The 25,494-nt window shown below is 60.3% G+C and carries 24 protein-coding genes; 7 read left to right on the forward strand and 17 right to left on the reverse strand.

Annotated features, from left to right (window positions below; translation table 11 throughout):
* The 8 genes from IH881_03705 to IH881_03740 all read right to left on the reverse strand — a co-directional run.
* On the reverse strand, nucleotides 1-1,244 hold a 1,244-nt coding region (locus IH881_03705), incomplete at its 3' end, for a bifunctional (p)ppGpp synthetase/guanosine-3',5'-bis(diphosphate) 3'-pyrophosphohydrolase (protein MCH7866776.1).
* Nucleotides 1,245-1,483: 239 nt separating this feature from the next.
* Nucleotides 1,484-2,113, reverse strand: a complete 630-nt coding sequence (gene gmk / locus IH881_03710) for a guanylate kinase (GenBank protein ID MCH7866777.1) — start codon at nucleotides 2,111-2,113, stop codon at nucleotides 1,484-1,486.
* A complete protein-coding gene (locus IH881_03715) occupies nucleotides 2,110-2,358 on the reverse strand; it encodes a DUF370 domain-containing protein (GenBank protein MCH7866778.1) in 249 nt (82 codons plus the stop codon). The genes gmk and IH881_03715 overlap by 4 nt, the downstream gene beginning before the upstream one ends.
* 73 nt (nucleotides 2,359-2,431) lie before the next feature.
* Nucleotides 2,432-3,346 (reverse strand): YicC family protein, encoded by a 915-nt coding sequence (locus IH881_03720; GenBank protein ID MCH7866779.1) that lies wholly within the window; start codon nucleotides 3,344-3,346, stop codon nucleotides 2,432-2,434.
* Entirely contained in the window at nucleotides 3,343-4,341 is a 999-nt protein-coding gene (locus tag IH881_03725) for a bifunctional hydroxymethylpyrimidine kinase/phosphomethylpyrimidine kinase (GenBank protein MCH7866780.1), read from the reverse strand. Before IH881_03725 ends, IH881_03720 begins: the two co-directional genes overlap by 4 nt.
* A 147-nt stretch (nucleotides 4,342-4,488) precedes the next feature.
* On the reverse strand, nucleotides 4,489-5,463 hold the full coding sequence (locus IH881_03730; protein ID MCH7866781.1) for a glycosyltransferase family 2 protein: 975 nt from the start codon (nucleotides 5,461-5,463) through the stop codon (nucleotides 4,489-4,491).
* Nucleotides 5,463-6,443, reverse strand: coding sequence for a lipopolysaccharide heptosyltransferase II (gene waaF, locus IH881_03735; protein MCH7866782.1), 981 nt, complete (start codon nucleotides 6,441-6,443; stop codon nucleotides 5,463-5,465). The genes IH881_03730 and waaF overlap by 1 nt, the downstream gene beginning before the upstream one ends.
* A gap of 53 nt (nucleotides 6,444-6,496) precedes the next feature.
* Nucleotides 6,497-7,600, reverse strand: coding sequence for a glycosyltransferase family 9 protein (locus tag IH881_03740; GenBank protein ID MCH7866783.1), 1,104 nt, complete (start codon nucleotides 7,598-7,600; stop codon nucleotides 6,497-6,499).
* Between the two features lie 256 nt (nucleotides 7,601-7,856).
* On the opposite strand from IH881_03740, the gene IH881_03745 reads away from it, so the two are divergent.
* The 3 genes from IH881_03745 (at nucleotide 7,857) to IH881_03755 (ending at nucleotide 10,262) form a co-directional block, all read left to right on the forward strand.
* The gene (locus IH881_03745; protein ID MCH7866784.1) at nucleotides 7,857-8,726 is read left to right on the forward strand and encodes a hypothetical protein; all 870 of its coding nucleotides are present in this window, start codon (nucleotides 7,857-7,859) and stop codon (nucleotides 8,724-8,726) included.
* A gap of 83 nt (nucleotides 8,727-8,809) precedes the next feature.
* Entirely contained in the window at nucleotides 8,810-9,694 is an 885-nt protein-coding gene (locus IH881_03750) for an S-methyl-5'-thioadenosine phosphorylase (GenBank protein MCH7866785.1), read from the forward strand.
* 40 nt (nucleotides 9,695-9,734) lie between these two features.
* Complete coding sequence (locus tag IH881_03755; protein MCH7866786.1) at nucleotides 9,735-10,262, forward strand: adenine phosphoribosyltransferase; 528 nt, start codon at nucleotides 9,735-9,737, stop codon at nucleotides 10,260-10,262.
* A gap of 15 nt (nucleotides 10,263-10,277) precedes the next feature.
* Here IH881_03755 and IH881_03760 read toward each other — a convergent pair whose 3' ends face one another.
* The 3 genes from IH881_03760 to IH881_03770 form a co-directional block, all read right to left on the reverse strand.
* Nucleotides 10,278-10,697: a hypothetical protein gene (locus IH881_03760; GenBank protein ID MCH7866787.1), complete on the reverse strand. Its 420-nt coding sequence runs from the start codon at nucleotides 10,695-10,697 to the stop codon at nucleotides 10,278-10,280.
* 69 nt (nucleotides 10,698-10,766) lie between these two features.
* Nucleotides 10,767-15,143, reverse strand: coding sequence for a DEAD/DEAH box helicase (locus IH881_03765; GenBank protein ID MCH7866788.1), 4,377 nt, complete (start codon nucleotides 15,141-15,143; stop codon nucleotides 10,767-10,769).
* 75 nt (nucleotides 15,144-15,218) lie between these two features.
* Entirely contained in the window at nucleotides 15,219-15,932 is a 714-nt protein-coding gene (locus IH881_03770) for a DUF2470 domain-containing protein (GenBank protein ID MCH7866789.1), read from the reverse strand.
* A 321-nt stretch (nucleotides 15,933-16,253) separates the two neighbouring features.
* Between IH881_03770 and IH881_03775 the strand changes: the two genes are divergently transcribed.
* Nucleotides 16,254-17,486 (forward strand): MFS transporter, encoded by a 1,233-nt coding sequence (locus IH881_03775; protein MCH7866790.1) that lies wholly within the window; start codon nucleotides 16,254-16,256, stop codon nucleotides 17,484-17,486.
* 6 nt (nucleotides 17,487-17,492) lie between these two features.
* On the opposite strand, the gene IH881_03780 is transcribed toward IH881_03775, so the two are convergent.
* From IH881_03780 to IH881_03795, 4 genes are all read right to left on the reverse strand, one after another.
* A complete protein-coding gene (locus IH881_03780; GenBank protein MCH7866791.1) occupies nucleotides 17,493-18,167 on the reverse strand; it encodes a hypothetical protein in 675 nt (224 codons plus the stop codon).
* A gap of 24 nt (nucleotides 18,168-18,191) precedes the next feature.
* Nucleotides 18,192-18,500 (reverse strand): Rieske 2Fe-2S domain-containing protein, encoded by a 309-nt coding sequence (locus IH881_03785; GenBank protein ID MCH7866792.1) that lies wholly within the window; start codon nucleotides 18,498-18,500, stop codon nucleotides 18,192-18,194.
* Entirely contained in the window at nucleotides 18,497-20,281 is a 1,785-nt protein-coding gene (locus IH881_03790) for an amidohydrolase family protein (protein MCH7866793.1), read from the reverse strand. The genes IH881_03785 and IH881_03790 overlap by 4 nt, the downstream gene beginning before the upstream one ends.
* Before the next feature lie 101 nt (nucleotides 20,282-20,382).
* The gene (locus IH881_03795) at nucleotides 20,383-21,837 is read right to left on the reverse strand and encodes a M20 family metallopeptidase (GenBank protein ID MCH7866794.1); all 1,455 of its coding nucleotides are present in this window, start codon (nucleotides 21,835-21,837) and stop codon (nucleotides 20,383-20,385) included.
* Between the two features lie 232 nt (nucleotides 21,838-22,069).
* Here IH881_03795 and IH881_03800 point away from each other — a divergent pair, with 232 nt between their 5' ends.
* Complete coding sequence (locus tag IH881_03800) at nucleotides 22,070-23,104, forward strand: low specificity L-threonine aldolase (protein MCH7866795.1); 1,035 nt, start codon at nucleotides 22,070-22,072, stop codon at nucleotides 23,102-23,104.
* Nucleotides 23,104-23,901: an alpha/beta hydrolase gene (locus IH881_03805; protein MCH7866796.1), complete on the forward strand. Its 798-nt coding sequence runs from the start codon at nucleotides 23,104-23,106 to the stop codon at nucleotides 23,899-23,901. The genes IH881_03800 and IH881_03805 overlap by 1 nt, the downstream gene beginning before the upstream one ends.
* Before the next feature lie 10 nt (nucleotides 23,902-23,911).
* Here the strand turns inward: IH881_03805 and IH881_03810 are convergent, their stop codons facing one another.
* Together IH881_03810 and IH881_03815 are read right to left on the reverse strand one after the other, a co-directional pair.
* Nucleotides 23,912-24,484 carry an NAD(P)H-dependent oxidoreductase gene (locus IH881_03810; GenBank protein ID MCH7866797.1) on the reverse strand — a complete coding sequence of 191 codons (573 nt, stop codon included), beginning with the start codon at nucleotides 24,482-24,484 and terminating at the stop codon, nucleotides 23,912-23,914.
* A 38-nt stretch (nucleotides 24,485-24,522) separates the two neighbouring features.
* The gene (locus IH881_03815; protein MCH7866798.1) at nucleotides 24,523-24,930 is read right to left on the reverse strand and encodes a nitroreductase family deazaflavin-dependent oxidoreductase; all 408 of its coding nucleotides are present in this window, start codon (nucleotides 24,928-24,930) and stop codon (nucleotides 24,523-24,525) included.
* 131 nt (nucleotides 24,931-25,061) lie between these two features.
* Between IH881_03815 and IH881_03820 the strand changes: the two genes are divergently transcribed.
* Nucleotides 25,062-25,466 carry a hypothetical protein gene (locus IH881_03820; GenBank protein ID MCH7866799.1) on the forward strand — a complete coding sequence of 135 codons (405 nt, stop codon included), beginning with the start codon at nucleotides 25,062-25,064 and terminating at the stop codon, nucleotides 25,464-25,466.
* Nucleotides 25,467-25,494: the final 28 nt, after the last annotated feature.

The raw sequence follows: 25,494 nt of genomic DNA on the forward strand, positions 1-25,494 counted from the left end.
TGAATCGCGTAAGCGAAGTCGATCGGCGTGGCGCCGCTCGGCAAGTTGATCACCTCGCCTCGGGGTGTAAACACAAACACCTCGTCGGGAAACAGATCGACTTTGACGGCATCCAGAAATTCGTGTGGATCATCGAGTTCGCTCTGCCACTCGAGCAGTTGCCGCAGCCAGGCGAACCGTCGCTCATCTTCCGCGTCTGAGTCGATCCGGCCTTCCTTGTATTTCCAGTGCGCGGCGATTCCCATTTCCGCAGACCGATGCATGTCGCTCGTTCGAATCTGCACCTCCATGCGCTCGCCGTAGGCGCCAATCACCACAGTGTGAAGCGACTGGTAGCCATTGGGTTTGGGAAGCGCGACGTAGTCCTTGAAGCGTCCGGGCACGGGACTCCAGATGCTGTGAATGATGCCTAGCGCCGCGTAGCAATGTTCTTCATTGCCGGAGAGAATTACGCGAAACGCGATCACGTCGTAGATCTCGTCGAGGCTGACACCCTGGGCTTCCATCTTGGCGTGGACCGAAGCCAGATCTTTGACTCGACCGGTCACCTCGGCGCGTATCCCCACCTGGGAGAGACGGGTCGCGAGGCTGCTGATCACTTCTTCGATGTACTTCTCGCGCTCTCCGCGTCCCCCAGCCAGTTGTTTCTCGAGCTCCTCTGCAATCTGGGGATGAAGCACGGTAAAGGCCAAATTCTGGAGTTCTTGCTGCACCCAGTGAATACCCAGGCGATTGGCCAGCGGCACATAGATCTCCACCGTCTCCTGTGCGATGCGAGACTGGGTATCTTCGGCCAGGTAATTGAGCGTTCGCATGTTGTGCAGGCGATCGGCCAGTTTGATCAGCAAGATGCGAATGTCTTTCGACATGGCGATCAGCATCTTGCGAAAGTTTTCGGCCTGTCGTTCTCTTTGCGAAGTAAATTCGATCTGGGCGATCTTCGTGACACCGTCGACCAAAAACGCAACTTGCTCGCCGAACAGGCGTTCCAGTTCGTCGCGGGTTGTGAGCGTGTCTTCGAGGGTGTCGTGCAGCAAACCGGCGGCTACCGAGACGTCGTCCATGCGCATCTCGACGAGGATGCCCGCCACCTCGAGGGGATGAATGAGATACGGCTCGCCGCTGAGCCGTTCCTGCCCCTCGTGAACCTTCGCTGAAAAAACGTAGGCGCGCTGAAGCAGCTCCAGGTCGATGCCGGGGTTGTACTCCAGCATGCGGTCGGCAATGTCATTGAAGCGAAGCATCGGTTTTACCAATATCGTCCCCGGCCGGGATTGGTCCGATCACCAATCCCATTTCTCTTGCTAGATCAATGGGTTGACAGAATTGTCCGGGGGTGGGGAGAAGGTACCCGGACAAGCCTTCTGCAGCAATGCTGGCAGAGCAGACCTGCGCGGCTCGGTAGCGGGTTGTGCTGGGCAACGCCGGTCTGCATCAGTGCGAAATCGCAGCCGATCTTTGATTCATCGCGAGAATCGTACTGCTACTCGACCAGCCTCAGCCAGTTCTCCAGCACCTTGGCAACGCCGAATCGCGCGCGAACGTCTTTGATTTCACCGGTGCGTTCGGCACAAATGATCTCCTGAACCTGCTCTACGGTGTTCAGGAGTTTGTCGTTGATCACCGCATAATCGAAAATTTTGGCCATCGTGATCTCGGCGTTCCCCTCGCTCAGACGTTGCTTGATCAATTCCTCGGTGTCCGTACCTCGATCTCGCAATCTCTGCTCGAGAATCTCCATGGAAGGGGGCAGCAAAAAGATGAACACAGCCTCGAACTTTCTGTTCCGGATCAGTTGCGCGCCCTGCACCTCGATTTCCAGCATGATGTCGCGCCCGGCTTCGAGGGTGCCGCGGATGGCGGCAAAACTCGTCCCGTAGAGATTGCCGGCGTAACGAGCTGATTCCAAAAACGCTTCTTCCGCGACCAGCCGATTGAACTCAACTTCGTCTACGAAGTGGTAATTGACTCGGTCCATTTCGCCCAGGCGAGGTTTTCGCGTGGTGTGGGACACCGAGAAGCGAAGTTTATCGTCCTGCTCGATGAGGTTTTGACACACAGTCGTCTTGCCCGTGCCCGACGGCGCTGAAATGACGAAGGTCATACCGCTCATGACGACGTCCCTGATGTATCGGGTGCCAGTCGTGCGGCGATCGTTTCTGGATTGATGGCCGAGAGGATTACGTGATCGCTATCGGTCACCAGGATCGACCGGGTACGACGTCCCTCGGTCGCGTCGACCAACTTGTTCCGCTCCGCTGCCTCTTCTCGAAGTCGCCGCATGGGAGACGCAGTAGGTGATACCACCGCAATCACCCGTGACGCCAACACGAGATTGCCATAACCAATATTGAGCATGCGAACGACAGCGCTGCCCGGATCCCCAGCCCGGGATTTCCGCCCCGATTTGCCGCTCGTGCGCCCTTCGGCCTTACTCACAATTTTGAACCTGCTCTCTGATTCGCTCGAGTTCTGTTTTCACCTCGACGACATCGTGGGCGAGTGGCGCATCATTTGCCTTGCTCCCCACCGTGTTTGCTTCGCGACCCAGTTCCTGGAGCAGGAAGTCGAGTCGTCGCCCCACCATCTGCGCCGGTCCGGCCGATGCCAGTATCGCATGAAACTGTTCAAGGTGACTGCGCAGTCGCGCGATCTCCTCGCTGACGTCCAGGCGGTCCGCTGCGATGACAATTTCTTGATGTAGGCGCGCCTCATCGACCAACCCCGTTTCGAGTTCCAATTGTCCCGCGCGCTTTCGAAGTCGGTCCTTGACACTCTGTCGCACGACGCCGGAGCGCGAATCGAGTTTTTCGATCAATTCGGAGACAAGAGCGAGTCGATTCTCGAAGTCCGCCCGAATCGTGTTGCCCTCGGTGAGTCTCGTATGATCAACCGCGACCAGCGCACGATCGATCGCGTCGCACAGTACCTGCGAGAGTTCCGATTCTTCGAGACCGGGTTCGACAAAGCGCGTCACTCCGGGCATGGCGATGAGCGCCGTCACGTCCAGTGCGCCCGTCACCTCGAAGCCGCGCGAGAGTTGGTGCGCAGCGTCTACATATTGTCCTGCCACGTGCTCGTCGATCTCGAGTTCCGCAGTGGGTCTCGCCCCTGCGGCGAGGTTCACCGAGAGATCCACCTTGCCGCGCCCGAGGTAATGGGAAACTCGAGCGCGCGCATCTGATTCGCAGCTTGCGAACTGGCGTGGCAATTTCAGGCGCAGATCGAGATGACGGTGATTCACGGTACGAATCTCGACCTCGAAGGCCAAATCGCTGATCGTAAAAGACGCGCTGCCAAAGCCGGTCATGCTGCGAAGACCTGGCGCACGCGATGAATCGGTCATGCAAATCCTTCCCTGGCGGCGGCGAGTGCCGCGGGTAGACGTGCCGCAATTTCGTCGCGGCTCGCTGTAGCGGTGCCTATTTTTTCAACGACCACTCCGGCGGCCGCATTGGCCAGCACCGCAGCTTCGATCAGAGTTGCCCCTGCCGCGCGGGCCAGGGCGAGCACGGCAATGGTTGTGTCTCCAGCGCCCTGTACGTCGAACACCTCCTGGTTGCTCGTCGCCACATCACATCGCGATTCGCCGGGCACGAAGAGCGACATCCCACTGCCGCCGCGGGTAATGACCAAATCGGCATTCCCCACCGCCCCGCGAAGCTTTTTGGCAATTCGGTCGAGACCACCCTTTTCGCTGGCGGAGACCCCAGTGAGATGTTCGGCTTCCCGAAGATTCGGCTTCAGCAATGCCGCTCCTTTAAACGGTCGCAATTTCGATTTGGGATCGACCGAGACCGGAACGTTAGCGCTTGTACAGCACGCGATGATTTTTCGTATCGCTGCTGGAACCAACAAGCCCTTGCCGTAGTCCTCGAGGACCGCGGCATCCGATGCGCGAAGACGTTCGGGCAGGCGCTCCAGCAATTGCGTGAGCACGGGTTTGGATATCGGTTCGCGGGTTTCGCGATCGACGCGCACGATCTGCTGCCCTCGGGCGACGACTCGGGTCTTGCGGGTGGTCGGCCTGCCCTCTGCACGGACCACGCCCCCGGCGTCCACCCCCAGTTCCTCCAACAGCGAAATCACGCGGTCTCCATCCGAGTCGTTTCCAACAACCGAAGAAAACTCACAGCCTGCTTCAAGTGAAACCACATTGCGAACCACATTGCCGGCTCCGCCCAAAACAATCGCTTCGCCCTGCACATGAACGACCGGGACCGGAGCCTCCGGACTGATCCGCAGAGCGTCGCCTCGCAGATATTCGTCGAGCAAGACATCGCCGATGACCGCGAGCCGCACTCGCGAGAAATCCTTCAGCAACTTCTCAAGCCGTCGCATATCCAACTTCGGTTTTCGCGCCTGAGCCACGCCCTTCCTTTCTCCGGCTTTCGGCTGCTTTGTGCGGGATCGTAGCAGCCCGGTGCAGAACTCCCGCCCTTGCCCGGCACGCGTTTTTTACTCCGACGGGAGTTCCGGAGCGGACTGCTACCCCACGCTGGGCGCAGATTCCGAGAGTCCCCAGCTCGCCGGACGACCGATCGCGTGCCAGAGCAGCAGCCGACCAACGCTGCGAAGACGCATCCTGTGATACGGCGAAACCACCGCCAGCAATGCCAGCGGCGGGATCGAGACGAGTCCCTTCAAGATCCGAAGCGCTCGTACCCCCGTAGCACTCGAGACACCGCGGTTGACCCGCAGAAAATGATATAGCGAGCGGTGATATTCGATTCGCGTTGCGATCGGATCCTTCTTCTTGCTACTCGCCCCGGAGTGATGGAGCGCTCGGGCTCCCGGGATGTGGTAAATCGAAAAGCCCGCGCGACGCATCTGCCAGCACCAGTCGGTTTCCTCCAAAAAGAAAAAATAGGCTTCGGGCAGAAGCCCCACGCGCTCGAGCACTTCGCGTCGTACGAAGAGCACGGCCCCCAACACGGATTCAACTTCAATTGGCGCGCGCACCGGACGTCGCTTCGAGGGGAAGCGACCCGGTACCAGGGTTTCGAGCAACCAGACCGGAAACACTTCGCGCGGGAAGCTCGGATACCGGTGAATCGAATTTTGCAGACGCCCGTCTGGATGAATCAACTGAATCCCCGCCGCGCCGACCTGTGGATGTTCTTCGAGGAAAGCGAAGGTGGTTTCGATCGAACCGGGTTCGAGCACGACATCGCTGTTGAGCAATAGAACGATCCGACCGCGCGCGCGTGCAAGGGCCAGGTTGTTGCCGCGGGCATAGCCAATATTTTTTTTGAGGGCGATCACGTCGACCCAGGAGAAATTTTCGCGCAGCGCGCTGACCGACCCGTCATTCGATCCGTTGTCTACGACGATGACTTCGCTCGTACGCTTCATGTCGGGCCCGCAAATTTCGCGCTCGACCGACTCCAGGCACTCGAGTAGATGCGCCCGGGTATTGAAGCTCAAGATCACGACCGAGAGATCAATTACATTGTCAGGCATCACGGGGCCAGGCCCAGGGTTGCTTTTGCGAGATTGATCACACGCCCCGGATCGATCCCCGTCATACAGCGGTGATCAATCGGGCAGGTGCGCTTGTAACAGGGGCGGCAATCGTCGTCGGTTTGGAGGACCTCGACTCCGTCGAGGTTGAGGTTGGTCTTTTCGAGACTGGTCGGTCCCATGAACACAATGGACGGAACCCCAAAGGCTGTAGCAATGTGGCGCGCCCCCGCATCGTTGCAGATCACGAGCGCGGCCCTGCGGACGAGCGCTTTCGCCTCGGCGAGAGACAGCACCCCGGCAAGATCGATGGGACGCTCGCTCATCGCTTCGGAAACCTTCGAGGTCAGCGCGGCTTCGGATGCGGCACCCAACAGTGCCACCCGCACAGAGCACTTCATGAGCGCATCAGCGACCCGGGCATAGGACGCGGCAGGCCACCATTTTGACGAACCGAACGACGCCCCGGGAGCGAGGATCACCAGAGGATCGTTCGCCGCCACACCATGCTGCCGTAGTACGGCATCGACGCGCTGGTCTTCCTGAACCGAGGTGAAGAGTTCGAGATGAGTTCCGCGTTCCTTGCAGCCAACCGCTTCCATCAGGCCCAGCACGAAGTGCTCTCGTGGGACGAACTTGCGAGGGCCCCATGCCGCCGGCACGGGAACCCGCTGATGCAACAGAGCTTCCCGGACTCCTCCGGCATATCCTACAATTTTTTGTGTACCGGCCAACCGCTGCAGCAGGGCCGACGAGAACGAGTCGGGGATACAAATCCCAAGCTCGAAGCGGCCTTGCCGGCGCAACTCCAGACCTTCGCGAATCAAGGCCCCCACACCCCGATGGTATGAATGCACGGGCATCACGTCGTCCACGAATGGACATGCGGTCAAGAGACCCTCGAGACCGTTTCGAAGCTGCAAACGAATACGCGCGTCGGGAAACTCGGCCCGCAATGCGCGCAGACCGGGGGTAGCCATGACTACGTCCCCCACCCAGTTTGGACCGCGAACGAGAATTTCCGACGGGGAACTCAGGCCCATGGCTGTGCGATGGCGACTGCTGGGGTTCGAGACAACGCCATCCGCTTTGCGGCTGACGAGTTGCGGGAATCGGCGAGGCATTCGAGCGCGGCTTCCAACACGAGATCGTGGGGGATGATCGCCATGCAGGTCGCCTGGGCGCAACCTCGACGACACGGGCTACAGGGAACCGGTAGCCGCACCCGCTTCCAGTGCGTGCCCCGCCGCGGTTCGTTTTCAATGGGATCCGTCGGCCCCATGATCTGAACCGCCGGAGTTCCGAGGGACGTGGCAAGGTGGAGTGGCCCACTGTCGCTCCCGACAAACAGGCGCGCGCGGTCGATCAATGCGATCAGTTCTGCGAGGTCTGAAGTTGCGGGAGCCAGGCGTGCCGCACCGCGAGAACCTGCGACAATTTCTTCGGCGAGTGCGCGCTCCTCCGCGCTGGTGCCCAGGGCTACGATCGAGTCGAGACCGGTTCTGCGCTTCAGCCCACGCGCCAGATCCGCATAACCCGAAGGTCGGTAGCGCTTGTAGTCCGCCCCGCTGCTCGAACCGGGGTGGATCAAGATCCAGGCCTTCGAGCCATTGAGGGCCAGACCCATACGCGTGTCCGCAGCTTTATCGACAGTGAGTATTGCTGTTTCGACCGAATCGATCGCCAAGAACTTCAGTAGACCCGCGTTGCGGTCGTAGCGACTCATCTTGTGCGGGGACAATCGAGCGCGATGGTTGGCGAACAAGAAACTCCACTCGCGACTGAACGGCCGGGAGTACGACACCCGCGTCCGAGCGCCGCTCAGCATCGCGAGTACACCGCTCTTGAGAATTGCATGGAAATCGATGACCAGATCGAATTGCTCGGCGCGCAGAGCCCGCACGAATCCTGTGAGTTGTTGCCACAACTCATCGAATTGACGACGGCGCAACAAATCCATCAGGTGTTCGCGCGGAAACTGAATCACCCGATCGAGATCGTCGCGCCCCTCGAGCACGCCTGCCGCGCGTTTCTCGACCAGCCAACTGATATGCGCATCTGGGTAGGCAACGCGCAGGGCCTGCAACGCGGGCAGCGTGCGGACCACGTCACCCATCGCGCCCAGTCGAATGATCAAGACACGCTCTGCATGGGGTGGTGATGAGAGTGGGTTGAGACAGTGAACGATGACGGGCCTCGCCAAAACTGGGTGGGGCAGACACAATACCTCGCGCGGCAGACTTCGCGCACACTCCCGTCCTTCGGCCAGCAATCTCGAAACCATAATTGGAGACGTCCGCGCATTCTCGAAACGTGTGGCCAAAGTTGTTGGGAGCGCGACCAGATGCTATTTCGTCGTCACCCTCGGCCCCACAGAGAGTGCGACAGACGCCATGGCCCCAGCGAATTCGAGCAACACCGACGAGTTTCGAGAACTCTCGATTGGCCCCTGGAACGTGGTGGTCGCCGAATCCCTGGCGGAACCCTTCAAACAGGCCACCCAATCTCTGCGATTCGATCGAGACGGAGACCTCGCGGCACTGCTGGGGACGATCCGTGGCTCCAGCGGCCGAGGCAACACTGCAATCTTGGACTTGCCCGGAACCTCGACGCGGCTGCACATCCGGCCCCTGATCCACGGAGGCTCCCTGGCCCGCATCACAGGTGCGAGGTTCCTCAGTCTCGATCGACCTCTGGCTGAACTTCGCACGACGGCGGCGCTCGCAAAACTCGGAGCGCCGGTGCCCAAGCCTGGGTTCGTGGCGGGCAGGCGAAGGGGTTGGTTCTGGCAGGCCGCACTTGCGAGTGTTCACGTGGATGAGGCCATGGACGGGGTCGCGTTTCTCGCAGCCGGGCCCGACAGGACGACGCTGTTGCGGGCTGCGCGCGCAGCGGGTTCAGCCGTTCGCCAGCTTCACGATCTCGGGTGCCGACACGCGGATCTCCATATCAAGAATCTGTTGATCCGCGGATCTGCACATGCAGGTGATGCCATCGATGCAATCGACGTCATCATTGTCGATCTCGATCGAGCACGACTAGGCAATGAACTTACGCCGAGACGTCGCATGGTGGAACTCATGCGGCTGTATCGATCGCTGCACAAACACGGTACGCGCGACGCCCTTCGCCCCCGAACCCTTGCGGCGTTCTTTTCCGCCTATCACCGCGGCGATCGCCAATTGCGAAGCCGACTGCTCGCGCACCGACGCTTTGAGGCTTGGCGCATCAGCGCGCACACTTTATTCTACCGAGCCCGCTGAATCGGATTCCCGACGTTCGCCTGTTGGATTATCGAGGCTCGGCGGTACCATGTCGCCTTGCCAAACCTCGATGTACCTATTAAATGGAGCGATACGTGACAGCTGTACTGGGAATCATCGGTGGAAGCGGAATCTATGAGATCGAGGGACTGGGTCAGCTTCAGTGGGAGACGGTGAGCTCCCCCTTTGGCGATCCCTCCGATCAACTTTTGTTTGGCGAGCTCGAAGGACAAAAGTTGATCTTCCTGCCCCGTCACGGGCGCGGCCATACGCTTTCGCCGAGCGCCATCAATTACCGGGCCAACATCGATGTCTTGAAGCGAGCCGGCGTAACCGAGATCCTATCCCTGAGTGCGGTCGGATCTTTCAAGGAGGAGTTGGCTCCCGGAACCTTCGTGGTGATCGATCAGTTCATCGATCGGACCCGCAATCGCGTCAAGACATTCTTCGAGCGCGGCGTGATCGCGCATGTTTCCATGGCGCATCCAATCTGCGAGCGCCTCGCAAACCTGGCGTACGACAGCGCCCGGGATCTGGGCCTGAACGTAGTGCGAGGGGGAACCTACCTTGCCATGGAGGGGCCGCAGTTCTCCACTCTCGCCGAATCGAAGCTGTACAAGAGCTGGGGTTGCGATGTCATCGGCATGACGAACCTTCCCGAAGCCTCCCTCGCTCGCGAAGCGGAGATCTGTTACGCCACGGTCGGCATGGTGACGGATTACGACTGCTGGCATCCAGACCACGACGCCGTCCAGGTCGCGGACATCGTGAGGGTATTGCTCGCAAACGCGGACAACGCCCGCACGCTGGTCAAGCAGATTGCACCCAAGATTCATCCACTCGAACGCCCTTGCCCCAGCGGCTGCCATCGGGCGCTCGAGGACGCCATCATCACCGGACCGGACGCGCGCGATCCGAGTGTCTTGCGCACCCTGGACGCCGTGGCCGGGCGCGTTTTACAGCCCTGAGCTAAACGACAGTCCTGAATTGAACGAGGAGATAGCTACTGTGGCGATTGTTGATTTTATTCGTACGATTCCCGACTTCCCCAAAGCCGGCATCCAGTATCGCGACATCACGACGCTACTTTCCAATCCCGAAGGGTTGCGTCAGGCCATCGATGCGATCGTAGACCACTATAAGGACAAAGAGATCAGCTGCGTGGCCGGGATCGAGGCGAGAGGCTTCCTCTTCGGCACAGCGGTCGCCTACAAGTTGGGCCTCGGCTTTGTGCCGATGCGCAAATCGGGGAAGCTGCCCGGTGAGACCATCGGCATGTCTTATCAACTCGAATACGGCGAGGACCGTCTGGAGATCCATCGGGACGCGATCGATTCCGGGGCCAATGTGCTGTTGATCGACGATCTGATCGCAACCGGAGGCACGGCGGAAGCCGCTGCCAAGTTGATCCAGGAAACCGGAGCGAATATCGCCGGATGCTGTTTTGTAATCGACCTGCCGGACCTCGGCGGCATGAAACGGCTGCGCGCGATGGGAATCGAGTGCTTCGCGCTATGCGAATTCGAGGGCGATTGAGGTTCGCGCAGACTCCTAGTACGCCTTCTCTTCGAGCAGGATGTAGAGCCGTTCCCCGAGATTCCGAATCGTCCCGATTCCTGCTTTCAGTTCTTTCAGGAAATCGCTGAGTTCGTATAGATCGGGATCTTCACCATCCCACTCCGCAGTCTCGAGCCACAACCGCGCGATGTCATCGATGTCGTCCTCGATCAGATTTGCCAACGCCTTCACGACGGACGGCTCGAAGGTGAAGATGGGAAACGACTGACACGTCGCATCGCGAAGCGGCTGCAACGGGCCCTGCTCCCCGCCGGAAATGGCCGCAGCCAGTGCGACGAGGGTCTTGCATGACGCGATCTCCAGGGGTTCGCCAATCGGCTCGACCGGGAGATCGTCGTAGTGACGAACTCCGATGGCCTGTTGCTGTTTGGCGACGAAGAACGTGGCTTCCATAACCGGAACTATCGGACCTCGAGGCCCCGATCTGAAGGATCATCCCGCAACGGGCATCCCGGGGACGATTCAATAGGGCAACGAGCCCTGTTCATTGCCGACTTCATTGCCAACGACAGCAGCTTGTCCTTGCTCGTGCGTCTCACCGATCTCATCGGTAACTGGGATGCCATCGCGATAGACGACTTCTCCACCGCGAACGGCGGGGATCCGAACGCCGGGGGTGATGATCCCGACGAGATTCAGTGGATCGCACGCCGAGACTCTCACAATTTCGCCATTGCGTTCCATTTTTCGAGTGCGGCGCAGCGCATCTACTGCTCCGGGCAGTGCGTACTGTTCACCGGCGAACCCGCTGACGAAGCGACCTCCGCGAATGCTGCCGCGGGCTTCCATGCGTCGAAACGCCCAGGAAATTTCGCGCCACGGTACAGCGAGAGTTTCCCGGGCGACGAGATCCCGGAACACGATCCCGTAGCGCACGAGCAATTGTTCGGCGATCGCTTCGGCGAGTTCGTCCGCATCGAGGTCTTCAGCCGCACCCATGTTTCGCCCTGGAAAGACAGACCAGCGGCCCTCCGCATTCGTGCTGCCACGGGTCCCCCGACGCAGGCCACGCTGCACTCGTCGGCGCGCCGTGTTGCGGGCCCATCGACTTCGCGAACTCAGCAGCGAGCGAACGGCCTGAAAGCCATCGGCACTGACGAGACCCCGGGATACCAGTTCCCAAAGTCCCTCTTCGATCTCGACCGGCAGGCGATTCGAACACGCACCCAATTCACTGTGGAAGAGCGCGCCCTTTTCGCGCAGTACCTCGAATACCTCGAGCGCGGCACCCGGGCCGGGTTCACTGGGTTGTACATCACCGCGAGTTGCCGCGAGCAACCAGGGAAGATCTGCGCGCAACAAAAATGATATCGGCGTAGCCTTTGAAGGGGCGCCGCCACCGCGACTCGGCTTCGCTCCCCCTTCCAACGCTTTGGGAGTCAAGCGTCCCCAGGCCACTTCGCCGGACATGCAGTGACCGTCGAGCCAACTCGAGCGATAGCCCTTGACCCGGCTCGCGAAGATCGCCTCTTCCCACGCGCCCGCTGCAATTTCGAAACCCTGCAGTTGCTCGACTACCGAGAGCACTCCCCGGCGACCTTCGCGCCGGGTTTCGGGCGTCACGCGCTGCCAGCGAAGCAAGAAGCGCATGAGATCCTGCGCGGTGACCGGCTCGATCTCGCGGCGCAGTCGTTCCTGGGTTCCAAGGTGGATTCGCACCAACAACCGACGCGCGCAGAATTGTTCGCCGCGGCCGCAATCGAATTCCCCGCGCAGGGCGAAGCCTTCGGTTTCGAGGGTCGCAAACGCAATCTCGACATCGACGGGTTCGAGTCCCGTGCGGTGCACCATTTCTGCAGTGTCGACGGGGCCGGTGCAATCGAGGTGGCCGCGCACGATCTCCCGGATGATCACCTCTGGAGTCCCGGGATCTTCGGCGGCAATCACCTCGGGCAGGGGTCGATCGGGTTCGAAGCGAACCTCTTTGAAAACGACTTCCGCTCCACGTCGGCGCTCGGTCGCGCACCAGAGTCGCTGATCTCCCAGACAGACTGCATACGCCCGTCCCTGCTCGACCAGAGAATCGAAATGCGCGCCATACTCGGGCTCGGGGCGCATCACGCCGAGGGACAACAACCAGTCGTGCAACTCTTCGGGATCGCGAGGATTCGGGCGCGCTTCTTCGCGCACCTGAGCGAGTGCTTTGGGAGAGAGGGTCGCGAGTTCGCGCGCTTCGACCGGAAGCCCGCGGCGCATGGACACTGCGCGGGTGCGGCGCTCTTCCAGAGGAGCATCATCGAGAAAGGTGTAGGGCCGGCTGTTCAAGATCTCGTGGGAGAGCACGGACGGTTCGGTGGTATCGACGCAGTGCACCCGCACCTTGCCCGAGCGAATCCCCTTGACGAGTTCGATCACGCCATCGATATCCATCGCTTCGTGCAGACAATCGTAAAGTGTCTGTCGCACAATGGGATGGTCCGGGATTTCGATGGGCCCCGCGTCCATATTGTCCGCGCACGCCGCCAGGCTTGGAAATAGTGCGACCATCCAGTCGTCGGCCTGCATGCGTTGAATCGCGGGGGGATTGCGCCGTCCACCCTGAAAACGCAAGACGAGCAGGGAGCGGTTCAGGTTCCAGCGCCAGCGCGCGGTGAACATCGGCGAGACGAGGACCGCCTGAGAAAGTACTGCTTCCGTGGTGTCGGGGTGGAGAAACTTCGGGACGTCTGCCAGGGGAAAACTGTGTTGGGGGCCGAGGGAGAGCACGATGGCGTCGTCGCTCGCAGCCGCCTGCAACTCAAAATCGAAGTTCACGCAGAACTTCTTGCGCAGGGCGAGCCCGAGGCCCCGATTGATGCGGCCGCCCAGGGGCGAGTGCACCACGAGCTGCATGCCCCCGGTATCGTCGAAGAAACGTTCGATCACGAGATGATCGCGAGTCGGCAAGACGCCGAGGTTGGTGCGCGCGGCGCTCAGATAGCGCGCGATTTGATCGGCGGCGCTCTTGTTGATGCCGCATTGCTCCTGCAGCCAGCCGCGTCCACCCTCGAAATCGTTCCGGTCGAGCCACTCGGAAAAGCCGCGGCGCAAGTTCGATACTTCGTCGGAAAGTTCTTTGGTACGCGCCGGGGCCTCACCGACCCAAAATGGAATGGTCGGCGGAGCACCCTGGGCGTCGGTCACTCGCACGACCCCCGCCTCGATCCGACGTATGCGCCACGAGGTACTTCCCAGCAGGAAGATATCCCCCGCCATGCTCTCGATGGCCCAATCTTCGTCCACCGTTCCCACGAAGGTGTCGTCCGGATCCATGATCACGCGGTAGTCCGCGCGATCGGGGATGGCACCTCCCGAGGTCAGTGCGGCGAGCCGCGCACCGCGACGACCTTTCAATTTACCGTTGACCCGGTCCCGGTGCAGATAGGCGCCGCGGCGTCCCCTCGACGTCACGACACCGTCGGAAAGCATTGCGATCAGTTCATCGAACTCGGCGCGCGTCACTCCGGCGAAGGGCGACGCCTTTGTAATGAGTTCGTAGAGTGCGTCCTCGGTCCAGTCTTCGGCCGCACAAGCCGCGACGATCTGTTGCGCGAGTATGTCCAGCGGGGCAACCGGTGGCAGGATCGCGTCGAGCTGACCCGCTTGGATCCCATGCAACAGCCCGGCGCACTCGACCAGCTCGTCCCGCGTCAATGGGTAGAGCCGTCCCTTCGGCGTGCCGCGGCGGGAGTGCCCGGAGCGCCCGACCCGTTGCAGGAATGTGGCGATCGCCCGGGGCGAACCAATCTGACATACGAGATCGACCGGGCCGATATCGATCCCCAATTCGAGGGATGCAGTGGCGACCAGCACACCCAAGTCCCCCGCGCACAGTCGGGTTTCGACCCGCAGACGTCGGTCCTTTGACAAGCTGCCGTGATGGGCCGCCACGCTATCTGCCGGGAGCCGTTCAACCAGCAGATGCGCCAGCCGTTCGGACAGCCGTCGTGTGTTGACGAAGACCAGGGTCGTGGTGTGCTGCTTGACGAGTTCTGCGATGCGGTCGAGCACCTCGCCCATCTGCTCGCCCGAGGCCACCGCTTCCAGATCGCTCCCGGGCAACTCGATCGCCAGATCGAGTTTGCGCTGATGACCGCAGTCGACCACGCGACACTTGGGGGTGCCATCGTCCCGGTTGCGACCGACTCCAGATCCAACCAACAGCCGCGACACCGTTTCAATGGGACGCTGGGTCGCCGAGAGGCCGATGCGAACGGGGCGTTCGTCGCAGAGTGCTTCGAGACGTTCCATTGAGAGTGCCAGGTGAGAGCCGCGTTTGTCTCGGGCCACCGCGTGAATCTCGTCGACGATCAGCGTGCGAACGCCGCGCAAAATCTCGCGGCTGCGTTCGGCCGTGATCATCAAGTAGAGCGATTCGGGAGTCGTGATCAATAGCTGAGGGGGGCGGCGCAGCATCGCGGCGCGTTGGCTGGGTGTCGTGTCACCGCTCCGCACCGCGACCCGAATCTCCGGCACCACATAGCCAAGTTCCTTGGCAATGACTGCAATCTCCGCGATCGGTTCGTCGAGATTCTTCTTGATGTCGACCCCGAGCGCCTTGAGGGGCGAGACATACACGACCTCGACGCCTTCCCGCTCGGGGGTCTCGATGGCGTCGAGGCAAAACGCCTGGCTGTTCTTCGCGGCTTTCTTGTAAAAACGATCAATACAAATCAAGAAGGCCGAGAGCGTCTTGCCGGAACCGGTCGGCGCTGCGATCAGCGTGTCTTCATTCTGCGCAATCGCCGGCCACCCCTCGACCTGCGGCTCTGTCGGCCCTTCCGGAAACTTGCGCTCAAACCAGGTCCGCACCGCGGGATGAAACGCTTCGAGAACAAGTTTGCTAGCGGATTCATTCATGGGCCAATACCCAGACTAGCAGCGCCGCACCCCTGCGAGCATCAATCTCTGCGGAAACCCCGACTGAATCACTCGCTACGCGCTGGCGAGTCGCGAGAGGCGGATCATCTCGGCGCGCACCGCCTGGCTCGTGCTGCACAGCACGTCAAAGCTCAAGTAGTGGATGTGGTTCGGGGTGCGGACGTGAAAACCATTCGGGTCCAGGGAGAGCATCTCGGCGGATTCACATTCGTCCGCGACAAAACGCCGACACATGGCGCTGAGAGAATCCGAGTGATCGTCGTTCATGTGGCCGATGATCGAGGCTTCGTCAGCTTGCCACTGCGGAACTTCCTGTATCCATTCTTCCTTCTCGACCCAGTGAATGTCCCCGAACCCCGCGATGTAGCGGATGCGAATGGGTTCGATTTCAACGAAGCTGAAGTCGTGGACGTTCGCGTAGCCCCGCGCTGACCCGAAAAAAGCGAAGTAGCGCCGACTGACTTCCTCCACGCGATCCTGCGAAACCATCTGCGCGTCACCCAGGAGGGTCACTCGACCGGAAGCCTGGGAGTCGTCTTCCCGTTCCGCCACCGTCAGACAGACCTTGTGATCCGACAGGATGTTGTGGGTGTGTTGAGCAATGCTGCTGAGATAGATCAAGATGCTGCCATTGGGCATGAGAACGTACGGAGTAATCGACCCGAACGGATAACCCTCGTGTTCCACGGAATGGGTCGATAGGACGCCCGAGTCGACACTTCGAACCAGGATGCGCGCCTGATCGGCGATATCTCGAGCTTGTTCCATCGGTTTGAACTCCTGGTATCGGATCCCGAGGCCTGCTCCCCATCGCTGCGTCTTCGTTCGATGTGCGGGCTTCGGCCTGCCAGTCTAACCGATGCTTTCGGTCGGCCGCGTCGGGACTCGCTTCTATGCGGTAGACGACCCTGCCCCGACGCTAGCGGCAGTCTCGACTTCGAAGTCAGCCTCTAATCTGGTTCAATCGCGATTCACTGCTAGATTCGGCCGCCCATGAAGTGGCTGTCTCCCAACTTTCCGTTCTCGCCGAAGCGGCTTCCTTTCTTTTACGGATGGGTGATTGTCGGGGTGGCCACCCTCGGTGTAGTGATGAGCATCCCCGGGCAAACCATGGGGGTAAGTGTCTTTACCGATCATCTGATCCGGGTGACGGGACTTACCCGGCTCGAACTCACCTACACCTACCTCGCCGGAACCCTCGCGAGCAGCCTGCTCCTGCCCCTGGGCGGGACCTATCTCGATCGCCACGGTGCCCGGGCGACCGGGTTCGTCGCATGCCTGGTGGTCGCCGCGACCCTGTGCCTGCTGACACAGGTCGACACGATCGCTAACGGTCTCTCGTCCCTCGCTGGCGTGGGCTCGATCCCGGCAGCCGCCGCCGTTCTGACCCTGGGGTTCATGATGTTGCGCTTCAGCGGCCAGGGGATACTCACGATGGCCTCGCGCACGATGATGGCCAAATGGTTCGAACGACGACGCGGGCTTGCATCGGGAGTATCCGGCGTGTTCGTCTCCGGCGGTTTCGCGATCGCGCCGCTGCTCTTGCTGTGGCTGATCGATCTCGCGGATTGGCGCGGGGCGTGGTTGATCCTCGCCGGCCTGGTCGGAGTCGGCATGGGCCTGGTGATTCTCGTTTTTTTTCGAGAGAACCCCGAAGAATGCGGACTGCGCATGGATGGCGAATCCCCTGACTACGAAAAAACAACGGCGACGCACTTGGACATGTTCGATGAACCCTGTTTCACCCGCGAACAAGCGATGCGTACTGCGCCCTTCTGGTCGGTGACATTCGTGCTCTCGCTCCAGGCGATGGTCTTTACAGGTGTCACGTTTCACATCATCGACCTCGGGGCCGACACCGGGATCGGTGGGCGCGAGGCCGTCAAACTGTTCATCCCCACGGCGATCGTCAGCACGATGGTTGGAATGATCTCGGGGTGGTTGGCCGACCGGGTACCGGTGCGCGTGCTCGTTCTGGCTTGCGTAAGCTTTCAAACCATTGCGTTCATCGGGGCGGGACGACTCGGTGATACCCTCTTCATGGTGATGTTGGTCGTGGGATGGGGTTGCGCCAGCGGACTCTTCAGCACCCTGCTCAATGTGGCGATCCCCAACTTCTTTGGCCGCACGCATCTCGGCGCAATTTCGAGTGTTCAGATGAGTTGCATGGTGGCAGCGAGCGCAGTCGGCCCGGCGTTTCTCGCAGCGGCCAAGACCTACCTCGGGTCGTATCGAGTCGGGTTGTTGTGGTGCTGCGCGCTGGCCGGGGCAGTCTTTCTCTTTGCCCTCGTCACCCCGTCAACTCCCCGCAGAACGGCTTGAGCCGACCTACCCCCCGAACCATTGCGCATGAAAATATCGCAAGGTGATGGCCAGGCCGATGCCCGCCAGATAGGCGATGGGTGAGATCTCTCTCAAGCCGCGAAGGACACGGCCCCCCGTAAATGGAATCAAGGGCGTCTCGGCATGAAATTCTAGATAGCGTTTTGCGTCGGTCACGAGCTTTCGCTGATCCTGGTGTACGCAGCCCATCACGGCGAAAATCGGAAAGCCGGCAAAGAACGCGATATCGCTCGCGAACCCGTTGGGGATCAGATGTATCAAACCAAAGATCCCGATCGACATGAACACCGCGTGGCGCGTGATGAAATGCACGCCGCGTACTTCGACAGGCTTGTGGGCCGGAACGGAGAGCGAAGCCGGACTCGGGGTGATGAGCCCGGCGACCAAGATGAGCACCGCCACTCCCATCGCGATCGTCACCAACGCTTCGAGCGGAGGAGTCATCGCGACGGACCAGAGCATGGGACCCGCGTGTTTATTGTCGAAGTAGATCGTGACCATCGGCACGAAGATCGCGAGGGCGATCAGGGAGTAGGCACCCATGAAGCCCTTCTCGCCGAGGACGGCGACGAGCCTGGGCCTGAGATTGAGACTGGAAAGTGCGAGGTGGCTGGCGGCGAAAGCCAACCAGAGCAGGACGATCATCAACGTGGGATTCATGGAATCTCCTCGTCGGGCGCGGGCTCAGTCTAGCGAAATCAATGCGCCGCCGGCAACGCGGGTCACGGAGAATACCCTCAGTCCGCGGCGCGCGGGGCGACACATCACGATGCCTGAGCGCGCGTCGAAACGCGCACCGTGGACCGGACACTCGATATCAGAGCCGATCAATCTGGCAGTGGTGAGGGAGACTCGCGCGTGGGTGCATATGTTTTCAACCCCGAACAGTTCCCCATCCACGTTGCAGATGAGGACCTTGAACGGACCGAATTCCACGGCGCAGGTTTGGCCGGGCTCGGGTTCTTCGAATTCTATGACTTCAGACTCGCTCATCTAACCAAGCACTGTGCTCCGCGGATCACGGCACCTGGTCGGGCCCCCGTTTCTTCGCCGTCGCGGAAGGTCACCACGCCGCTTACGATCGTGGCGGTGTATCCCACAGCCTTTTGAATCAGACGCTTGGCACCGCCCGGCAGATCGTTGACCAGGTAGGGGAGTTCCAGGCGCAGACGGTCGTAGTCGATCACGTTGATATCCGCCTTGTACCCGACCTTGAGCTGCCCGCGATCGTTCAGCGAGTAGAGCTCTGCCGTATCCTTGGTCATCTTCTTGACCGCGAACTCCAGCGAGAGCTTCGGGCCGCGCTTGCGGTCCCGCGTCCAGTGCGTGAGCAGGTACGTGGTCATCGATGCGTCGCAGATGGCTCCCACGTGGGCGCCACCGTCTCCCAGGCCAAAGGCAGTGTCGGGGTGCTCGAGCATCTCGCGCATGGCCTCGAGGTTGCCGTCGGCGTAACCCACGAGGGCCACCATCAGCAAGGCCTTGCCATCGAGTTCGAGCATTGCGTCGTAGAGAACGTCGTGTTCGTCTCGACCGCTTGCTTTGGCAATCGCTTCGATGCTCTTGTCGGCGGTTGGCTCGTAGTCGGGCACTTCTCCGAGCAAGAAGATCTTGTGCATGCCCGAAAGCACGAATGCGAGCAACGGGTCCTCGTCCACCGGGGCTTCGCCCAGGATCTGCGCCTTGATCTCGGGTTTGCGCAATTCACGCACGCGCTCGTCGAGGGGAAGCTCGGCCAGTGCCGCATACGTGGGACGGAAGCTGTAGGGAGAGAATGTTTGCAAGCCGATCAGCAACATGGTCGGACGCGAGCCCACCTGTGGACGCAAGTCGGACCCCTCTTCCTTGCTCTCGTCACAAATTTCGAGAATTTCCTGCCAGAGCTTGGGCTGTTGATCAATCTGTAGCAGCGCGAAACTCACCGGACGGTTGATCTCCCGGGAAAGCTTGCGCATCCAGGCGACTTCTTTGCGTGGGGCCGCCAGGTCTTCGCCCATCACCCCAGCCGGCGCCAACTCAAAGACGCCGGCACCCGCTTCCTTGAGCGCCATCCCGATGCCAAAGAGTTCGTCTTCCGCCGCGAAGGTTCCGGGCACGGGCTCGCCGTCGAGCGCGCGATGTACCAGGGTGCGCGAGGAAGAGAAACCGAGGGCACCGGCTTCGATCGCTTCTTTGACGATGGCAGCCATGGCCTCAATGTCTGCGGGGGTGGCGGGCTCGTTCTTGGCGCCTCGATCGCCCATCACATAACCCCGCACAGCACCATGAGGAATCTGCGTTCCGATATCCATGGCGTGGGGGTGTTTCTCGAGGGCATCGATGAATTCGGGAAAGGTTTCCCAATCCCATTGGATGCCTTCGCTGAGAGCCGATCCGGGAATGTCCTCGACGCCTTCCATCAATTCGACAAGCCAGTTGCGCGCCTCGGGCTTCACCGGCGCAAAGCCGACTCCGCAATTGCCCATCACGACGGTGGTGACGCCGTGCCAGCAAGAAGGGGTGAGCAACGGGTCCCAGGTCGCTTGCCCGTCAAAGTGGGTATGAATGTCGACCCAGCCGGGCGTCACGATTTGACCCTTGGCGTCAATCGTCTCGCTGGCGGCATTGGCATTGTCTATTTCGTCTATATCACCTATTTCGCCTATTTCACCAATTTCGCCGATTTCACCAATTGCAACAATCTTGCCGTCTCGAACAGCGACATCACCTCGGTAGGGTGGGGCGCCGGTTCCGTCTACGATGGTTCCGTTCACGATGAGAAGGTCGTACGTCATACTGAACTCCCAGAGCCATGCGTCGGGCGCTCGATCGGCTCAGAGTTGGACTGGGGGCGCCAAGATAGCGTCAATTTGAGCGACCGTATATCCCGAAGCGACTAGCGCGCGGCATGCCGCCCCAGCACCTCTGCCACACAACACGTCACCCGCTTCCCGGTGGGAATCTCCAGAAATTCGTTTGGCCCATGAGCGTTCGAACCGGGACCCAGCACACCTGTGATCAAGAACTGCGCGTCAGGAAACTTCTCTCCCAGCATGCCCATGAACGGGATCGAACCTCCCTCGCCCATGTAGACCGCGGGTGCGTCGAAATAATTTTGCGATGCGGAGTCGACCGCCTCTTTGAGCCAATCTGCCAGCGCCGGGGCCTCCCAGCCCTGGCCTGGTTCGCCGAGTTCGAACGTAACGGTCGTTGCATAGGGCGGGTCCGCTTCGAGAATTTGCTTCAACTGATCCGCTGCTTCGCTGGCAACAACCGTGGGAGGGAGTCGCAGCGACAACTCCATCGCCGTAAAGGGACGTAGCACGTTGCCAGCGCTTTCGAGGGACGGCATACCCGCCACACCGGTGACGGAAAGTGCCGGCCGCCAGGTGCGGTTGAGCACGAGCTCTGCCCGGTCCTCGGAAGTCGCGTGCGCACTTCCCGCAAAGGGGTACTTCTCGGTAACGATATCGCCCAGTACTTCGGCGGCGAGTTGCGCCTGTTCTTTTCGCGCATCGGTGATCTGGCTATGGAACTCGTCGACTCGGATCTCTCCGGTGATTGGATCTTCGATGCGATCGAGCAGTGAACGCAGGATGCGGAAGCTCGAGGGAACGACCCCACTCGCATCTCCCGAGTGCACGCCCTCTTCCAACACTTCAACGCGCAGGGTTCCGGTGACGAGCCCGCGCAAGCTCGTGGTGCTCCAGAGTTGGTCGTAGTTGCCACATCCAGAATCCAGACAGATCACCAGACTGGGCGAACCGATGCGATCCGCCAACTGTTCGATGTAGTGAGGCAAGTCGTAGCTACCGCTCTCTTCGCAACCTTCGATCAAGATCGAGCAGCGAACATGACTGCCGCCAAAAAGCTCTAGTGCCCGGATCGCCGTCAGGGAAGCGAAAGCCGCATAGCCATCATCTGCACCGCCGCGCCCGTAGAGCTTGTCCCCTTCGAGCACCGGCTTCCAGGGACCGAGGTCCTCTCGCCAGCCGGTCATTTCGGGCTGCTTGTCGAGATGACCGTAGAGGAGCACCGAATCTTCCAAGCCGCCTGCGCCTGGAGTCGCGGGCACCTCCATGTAGATGACGGGCGTGCGGCCTTCGAGTTGCATGACCTCGACCGTGAGCCCCTCGATCTGCTGAGCGCGGCACCAGCTTTCAATCAGCGTGACCGCCTTCGCCATATACCCGTTCGCCTCCCAGTCGGGATCGAAGGCAGGAGACTGATTTGGAATGGCGATGTAGTTGATCAACTCCGGAACGATGCTTTCGTCCCATACCCCGGAGACGAACTCGGCGAGCGCAGTGCAATCAAGCTCAGAGCCGGGCGCGAGAATGGTGTTCGGCATGGCGCGATGGTATGGGATGAAGCTCGACTTCGCCCCGATCGCGGCCAAGCGCTGAAGCGCAACGGAGTGATACCATTGACTTCCAGATACCGCGTGCTCGACGACCCCAAAGTCACAATGCCAGGAGCATATGGGGAACGCGCACCGAGGAGAATGAGTAGTGGCAGCGACGCGATCCACCTCCACCGAAAGCGACAGCAATACCGGCAGAGACACCAGCCGAGACAATTACATATTCGCCAGTGACAATACGGCGGGAATCTGTCCGGAGGCCTGGACTGCGCTCGCCGATGCGAACGCGGGACACGTCCCCTCCTACGGAGACGATCACTGGACCGCGGAAGCGTCCGACAAATTCAGGGAGATCTTCGACACTGATTGCGAAGTCTTTTTCTGCTTCAACGGAACAGCCGCCAATTCCATGACCCTGGCGTCTCTCTGCAAGTCCTACCACGGCATCATTTGCCACGAACGAGCACACCTCGAAACCGATGAGTGCGGCGGGCCCGAGTTCTTTTCGAACGGCACCAAGATTCTTCTTGTCGGCGGAGACGACGGCAAAGTAGACGTCGATCAGATCTCCGAGGTCGTCGGCCGGCGAACCGACATCCACTTTTCAAAACCGCGAGTCGTGAGCATCACCCAGGCCACCGAACTCGGGACCGTCTACACCCCGGAAGAAGTCAAAGCCGTGGGAGAGACGGCACGCAAACTCAACCTGCTTTTCCATATGGATGGAGCGCGTTTTGCCAACGCTGTCGCGTCTCTGAATGTGGCGCCAAAGGAGATCACCTGGCAGGCGGGGGTCGATGTCTTGTGTCTTGGCGGCACGAAGAATGGGTTGCCGTCGGGAGAAGCAATCATCTATTTCGACCGGGAACTCGCCGAGGATTTTGCGTACCGCTGCAAGCAGGCTGGACAACTCGCATCGAAGATGCGGTTCATTTCTGCACCCTGGGTCGGCATCCTTCACGATGATGTCTGGCTCCGACACGCTGCCAACGCGAACGCCCGGGCAAAGCAACTCGCGGCCGGCTTGCAGGGGATCGAGGGCATCGAGATCATTGCACCCACTGAGGCCAACGCGGTGTTCGCAGAGCTGCCGCTCCGAGTGCAGAAGGGACTTCGAGAGCGGGGATGGCGCTTCTATACCTTCGTCGGAACCGGCGGAGCGCGATTCATGTGCCCATGGAACACCAGCGAAAGTGACGTCGAAGCGCTCGTTGCGGCCGCAAGCGAGATCACGGCGGCGGAAGCGGGGCCTTGATGCAGAAGCTGCTCATGCTTGGCGGCGCCCTGATCTTGATCCTCGTGGTCCTCGCCTACTTTGGAATGGGTGGGGCACAGCGTCGGATCCTGTATCCGAGGCCGCCCGTGCCGCCGGGTGAACCCCGCATACCCCGCGGCGCCGAAGTCGTATGGCTCGGCCCCGACGCGAACGTCGAGGCCTGGTTCATGCGTCCAGCCGCAATCGACCGCCCCTTTCCCGTTGTCATCTTCACTCACGGCAATGGTGAATTGATCGACCATTGGGGCCAGGTGTTTACGCGACTGTCCAAATCTGGAGTCGGCGTCCTGTTGCTGGAGTATCCCGGCTACGGGCGCTCCGGCGGCAAGCCAAGCCAGAGTTCCATCACGGAAACGATTGTGGCCGCCTACGACTTTGTCATCGATCAAGCGGATGTCGACCCCGACGCCATCGTGGCTTACGGCCGATCCCTCGGCGGCGGTGCCGCCTGTGCACTCACGACGCAACGCCCGGTTTCCGCATTGGTCTTGGAGTCGACATTCACCAGTGTCAAAGCGATGGCAAAGCGTTTTGGGTTTCCGGGTTCGCTCGTGATCGATCCCTTCGACAACCTCGAAGTCGTCAAATCCCTCGACATTCCAGTCCTGGTGCTCCACGGCGAGCGCGACACCCTGATTCCAGTTTCACACGGTGAATCCCTGGCTGCCGCGGCAGAAACGACGCTGGTCCGCATGCCGTGCGGTCACAACGATTGTCCGTTTGCCTGGCCCAAGGTCGAGGCGTTCATGTCGGAGCAGGGTCTACTGCGTCATTGAACGATCGACGTCAACTTTCCAGTCGTTGGGTAAACTGAATGAATTTGCTGACGAGTCGCCGACTGCGTTTTGCCAGCGATTCGTCCGCGAATTCTCTCTGATCCGTAAATGCACCGTAAGCAGAAGGCACGGCCAGCGATTTGGGATATACGATCGAACCGATTCCGGACAGCATGGTTCTCAGGTGTGTGGCCCCTCGACCACCACCACCGGAGCCAGGAGATGCGCTCGCAATCAAGACCGTTTTGTCCGCGAATCCCGACATATCTGCAGATCCATCTTCAGATCGCGTGCACCAGTCGATTGCATTGATGAGCAAGGGCGTCATGAAGCCGTTGTATTCGGGGCATGCAACGATAAACCCTGCGTTTTCCTGCAGCAGGGTTTTTAATCGCTTGGCTGCCTCCGGGAGGCCTTCGGCGACCTCCAGATCGCCGTTGTAGATCGGAAAGTCATAGTCCGCGAGATTGGCCAATGTAGCTTCTGCGCCTTCCTGTCCTGCGATCGACGCGAGTTGAGTCGCGAGCTTCAGATTGACGGACTCTGCTCGGATACTGCCGCTAAAAATCAATATCTTCGTCATGGTCAAATTCCGCTTCCCGAAAAACGGGTCAAGGCACGCTAGCGATCCCGGGGAACCAGGCGGATGGGAATCGCATTATCACGAGAGAAAAAGAAGCCAATGTAGCTGTCGGCCCAGCCGTACTTCTCTCGCATCAGGCCATTCACCGCTTCGCGATAATTTTCTGTGGGCAACGCGGTATAGGATTTTTTCTCCGAGTCCCGGAGCACCTCGACATCTGTTTTTTCGAGGATGTTGCGATACCAACTTTGAATCTCACCACCGCTGCGGAGCCACTGGCTCCCCTCGTGATCGACAATCCAGAGACGCGTTTCTTGCGCCTCTCCGCTCGAAGTCTCCGTAGTCAGCACGACAACTTCAGCGCTTTCTGCTGCGATCATCTGGACTGCGTACATGGCCAGCATGACAGCGACCAAGACTCCGAACCCGTGCAATACACGTTTCACTCGATCGTGCTCCCATTCCGCTTGTCGTCTATGCTGCTGCACGCCGGGTAGAGTCGCCAGCCTTTTGTCGCGCGGCAGGTTTCATACGCTTCCCGTCGTTTGCACCCGGAGACCCACCAGGAGGACTTCTCATGGATCCATCGTTTCGAATCGCGTTGCTCGTATTGCTGACGTCGCTGCTTGTCATCAGCTGTGGCGGTCCTTTTCTTGTTTTTCCAGGTGGACGTCTTGCTGGAGAGGTCGTGAGCGAAAGGATCTCCGATTGGTCGTTTGCCCAAGATCACTTCGTCGACGTCGAGACCCGCCCGGACGATCCCTACTCCGTCGAACTCAACTACGTCATCAAAGAGGGCAATCTCTATATCGACCCCGCCGAAGGTCGCCGCTGGCTGGACTACATCCGCGCGGATCCTAACCTGAGGGTGCGTTTTGGCGACAAGATCTACCCCGTGAGGGCTGTGTTGGTTGGAAAGCCGGGAGAACTCGAGGGCTTTGATTCGGACCGCTTCATCTACAGGTTGGATTCGCGAGAGTAAAGCAGGCCGACAAATCGGACCTGGGAAA

The sequence above is a fragment of the Myxococcales bacterium genome (assembly GCA_022563535.1).
Taxonomy (GTDB): Bacteria; Myxococcota_A; UBA9160; order UBA9160; family UBA4427; genus DUBZ01.

Excerpts from the sequence above, each read along its gene's own strand:
- gmk (MCH7866777.1), bottom strand. The coding sequence starts at position 2,113 with ATGAGCGGTATGACCTTCGTCATTTCAGCGCCGTCGGGCACGGGCAAG.
- IH881_03715 (MCH7866778.1), bottom strand. The coding sequence starts at position 2,358 with ATGCTCAATATTGGTTATGGCAATCTCGTGTTGGCGTCACGGGTGATT.
- IH881_03720 (MCH7866779.1), bottom strand. The coding sequence starts at position 3,346 with ATGACCGATTCATCGCGTGCGCCAGGTCTTCGCAGCATGACCGGCTTT.
- IH881_03725 (MCH7866780.1), bottom strand. The coding sequence starts at position 4,341 with ATGCGACGGCTTGAGAAGTTGCTGAAGGATTTCTCGCGAGTGCGGCTC.
- IH881_03730 (MCH7866781.1), bottom strand. The coding sequence starts at position 5,463 with ATGCCTGACAATGTAATTGATCTCTCGGTCGTGATCTTGAGCTTCAAT.
- waaF (MCH7866782.1), bottom strand. The coding sequence starts at position 6,443 with ATGGCTACCCCCGGTCTGCGCGCATTGCGGGCCGAGTTTCCCGACGCG.
- IH881_03745 (MCH7866784.1), top strand. The coding sequence starts at position 7,857 with ATGGCCCCAGCGAATTCGAGCAACACCGACGAGTTTCGAGAACTCTCG.
- IH881_03750 (MCH7866785.1), top strand. The coding sequence starts at position 8,810 with ATGGAGCGATACGTGACAGCTGTACTGGGAATCATCGGTGGAAGCGGA.
- IH881_03760 (MCH7866787.1), bottom strand. The coding sequence starts at position 10,697 with ATGGAAGCCACGTTCTTCGTCGCCAAACAGCAACAGGCCATCGGAGTT.
- IH881_03765 (MCH7866788.1), bottom strand. The coding sequence starts at position 15,143 with ATGAATGAATCCGCTAGCAAACTTGTTCTCGAAGCGTTTCATCCCGCG.
- IH881_03770 (MCH7866789.1), bottom strand. The coding sequence starts at position 15,932 with ATGGAACAAGCTCGAGATATCGCCGATCAGGCGCGCATCCTGGTTCGA.
- IH881_03775 (MCH7866790.1), top strand. The coding sequence starts at position 16,254 with ATGAGCATCCCCGGGCAAACCATGGGGGTAAGTGTCTTTACCGATCAT.
- IH881_03780 (MCH7866791.1), bottom strand. The coding sequence starts at position 18,167 with ATGAATCCCACGTTGATGATCGTCCTGCTCTGGTTGGCTTTCGCCGCC.
- IH881_03785 (MCH7866792.1), bottom strand. The coding sequence starts at position 18,500 with ATGAGCGAGTCTGAAGTCATAGAATTCGAAGAACCCGAGCCCGGCCAA.
- IH881_03790 (MCH7866793.1), bottom strand. The coding sequence starts at position 20,281 with ATGACGTACGACCTTCTCATCGTGAACGGAACCATCGTAGACGGAACC.
- IH881_03795 (MCH7866794.1), bottom strand. The coding sequence starts at position 21,837 with ATGCCGAACACCATTCTCGCGCCCGGCTCTGAGCTTGATTGCACTGCG.
- IH881_03805 (MCH7866796.1), top strand. The coding sequence starts at position 23,104 with ATGCAGAAGCTGCTCATGCTTGGCGGCGCCCTGATCTTGATCCTCGTG.
- IH881_03810 (MCH7866797.1), bottom strand. The coding sequence starts at position 24,484 with ATGACGAAGATATTGATTTTTAGCGGCAGTATCCGAGCAGAGTCCGTC.
- IH881_03820 (MCH7866799.1), top strand. The coding sequence starts at position 25,062 with ATGGATCCATCGTTTCGAATCGCGTTGCTCGTATTGCTGACGTCGCTG.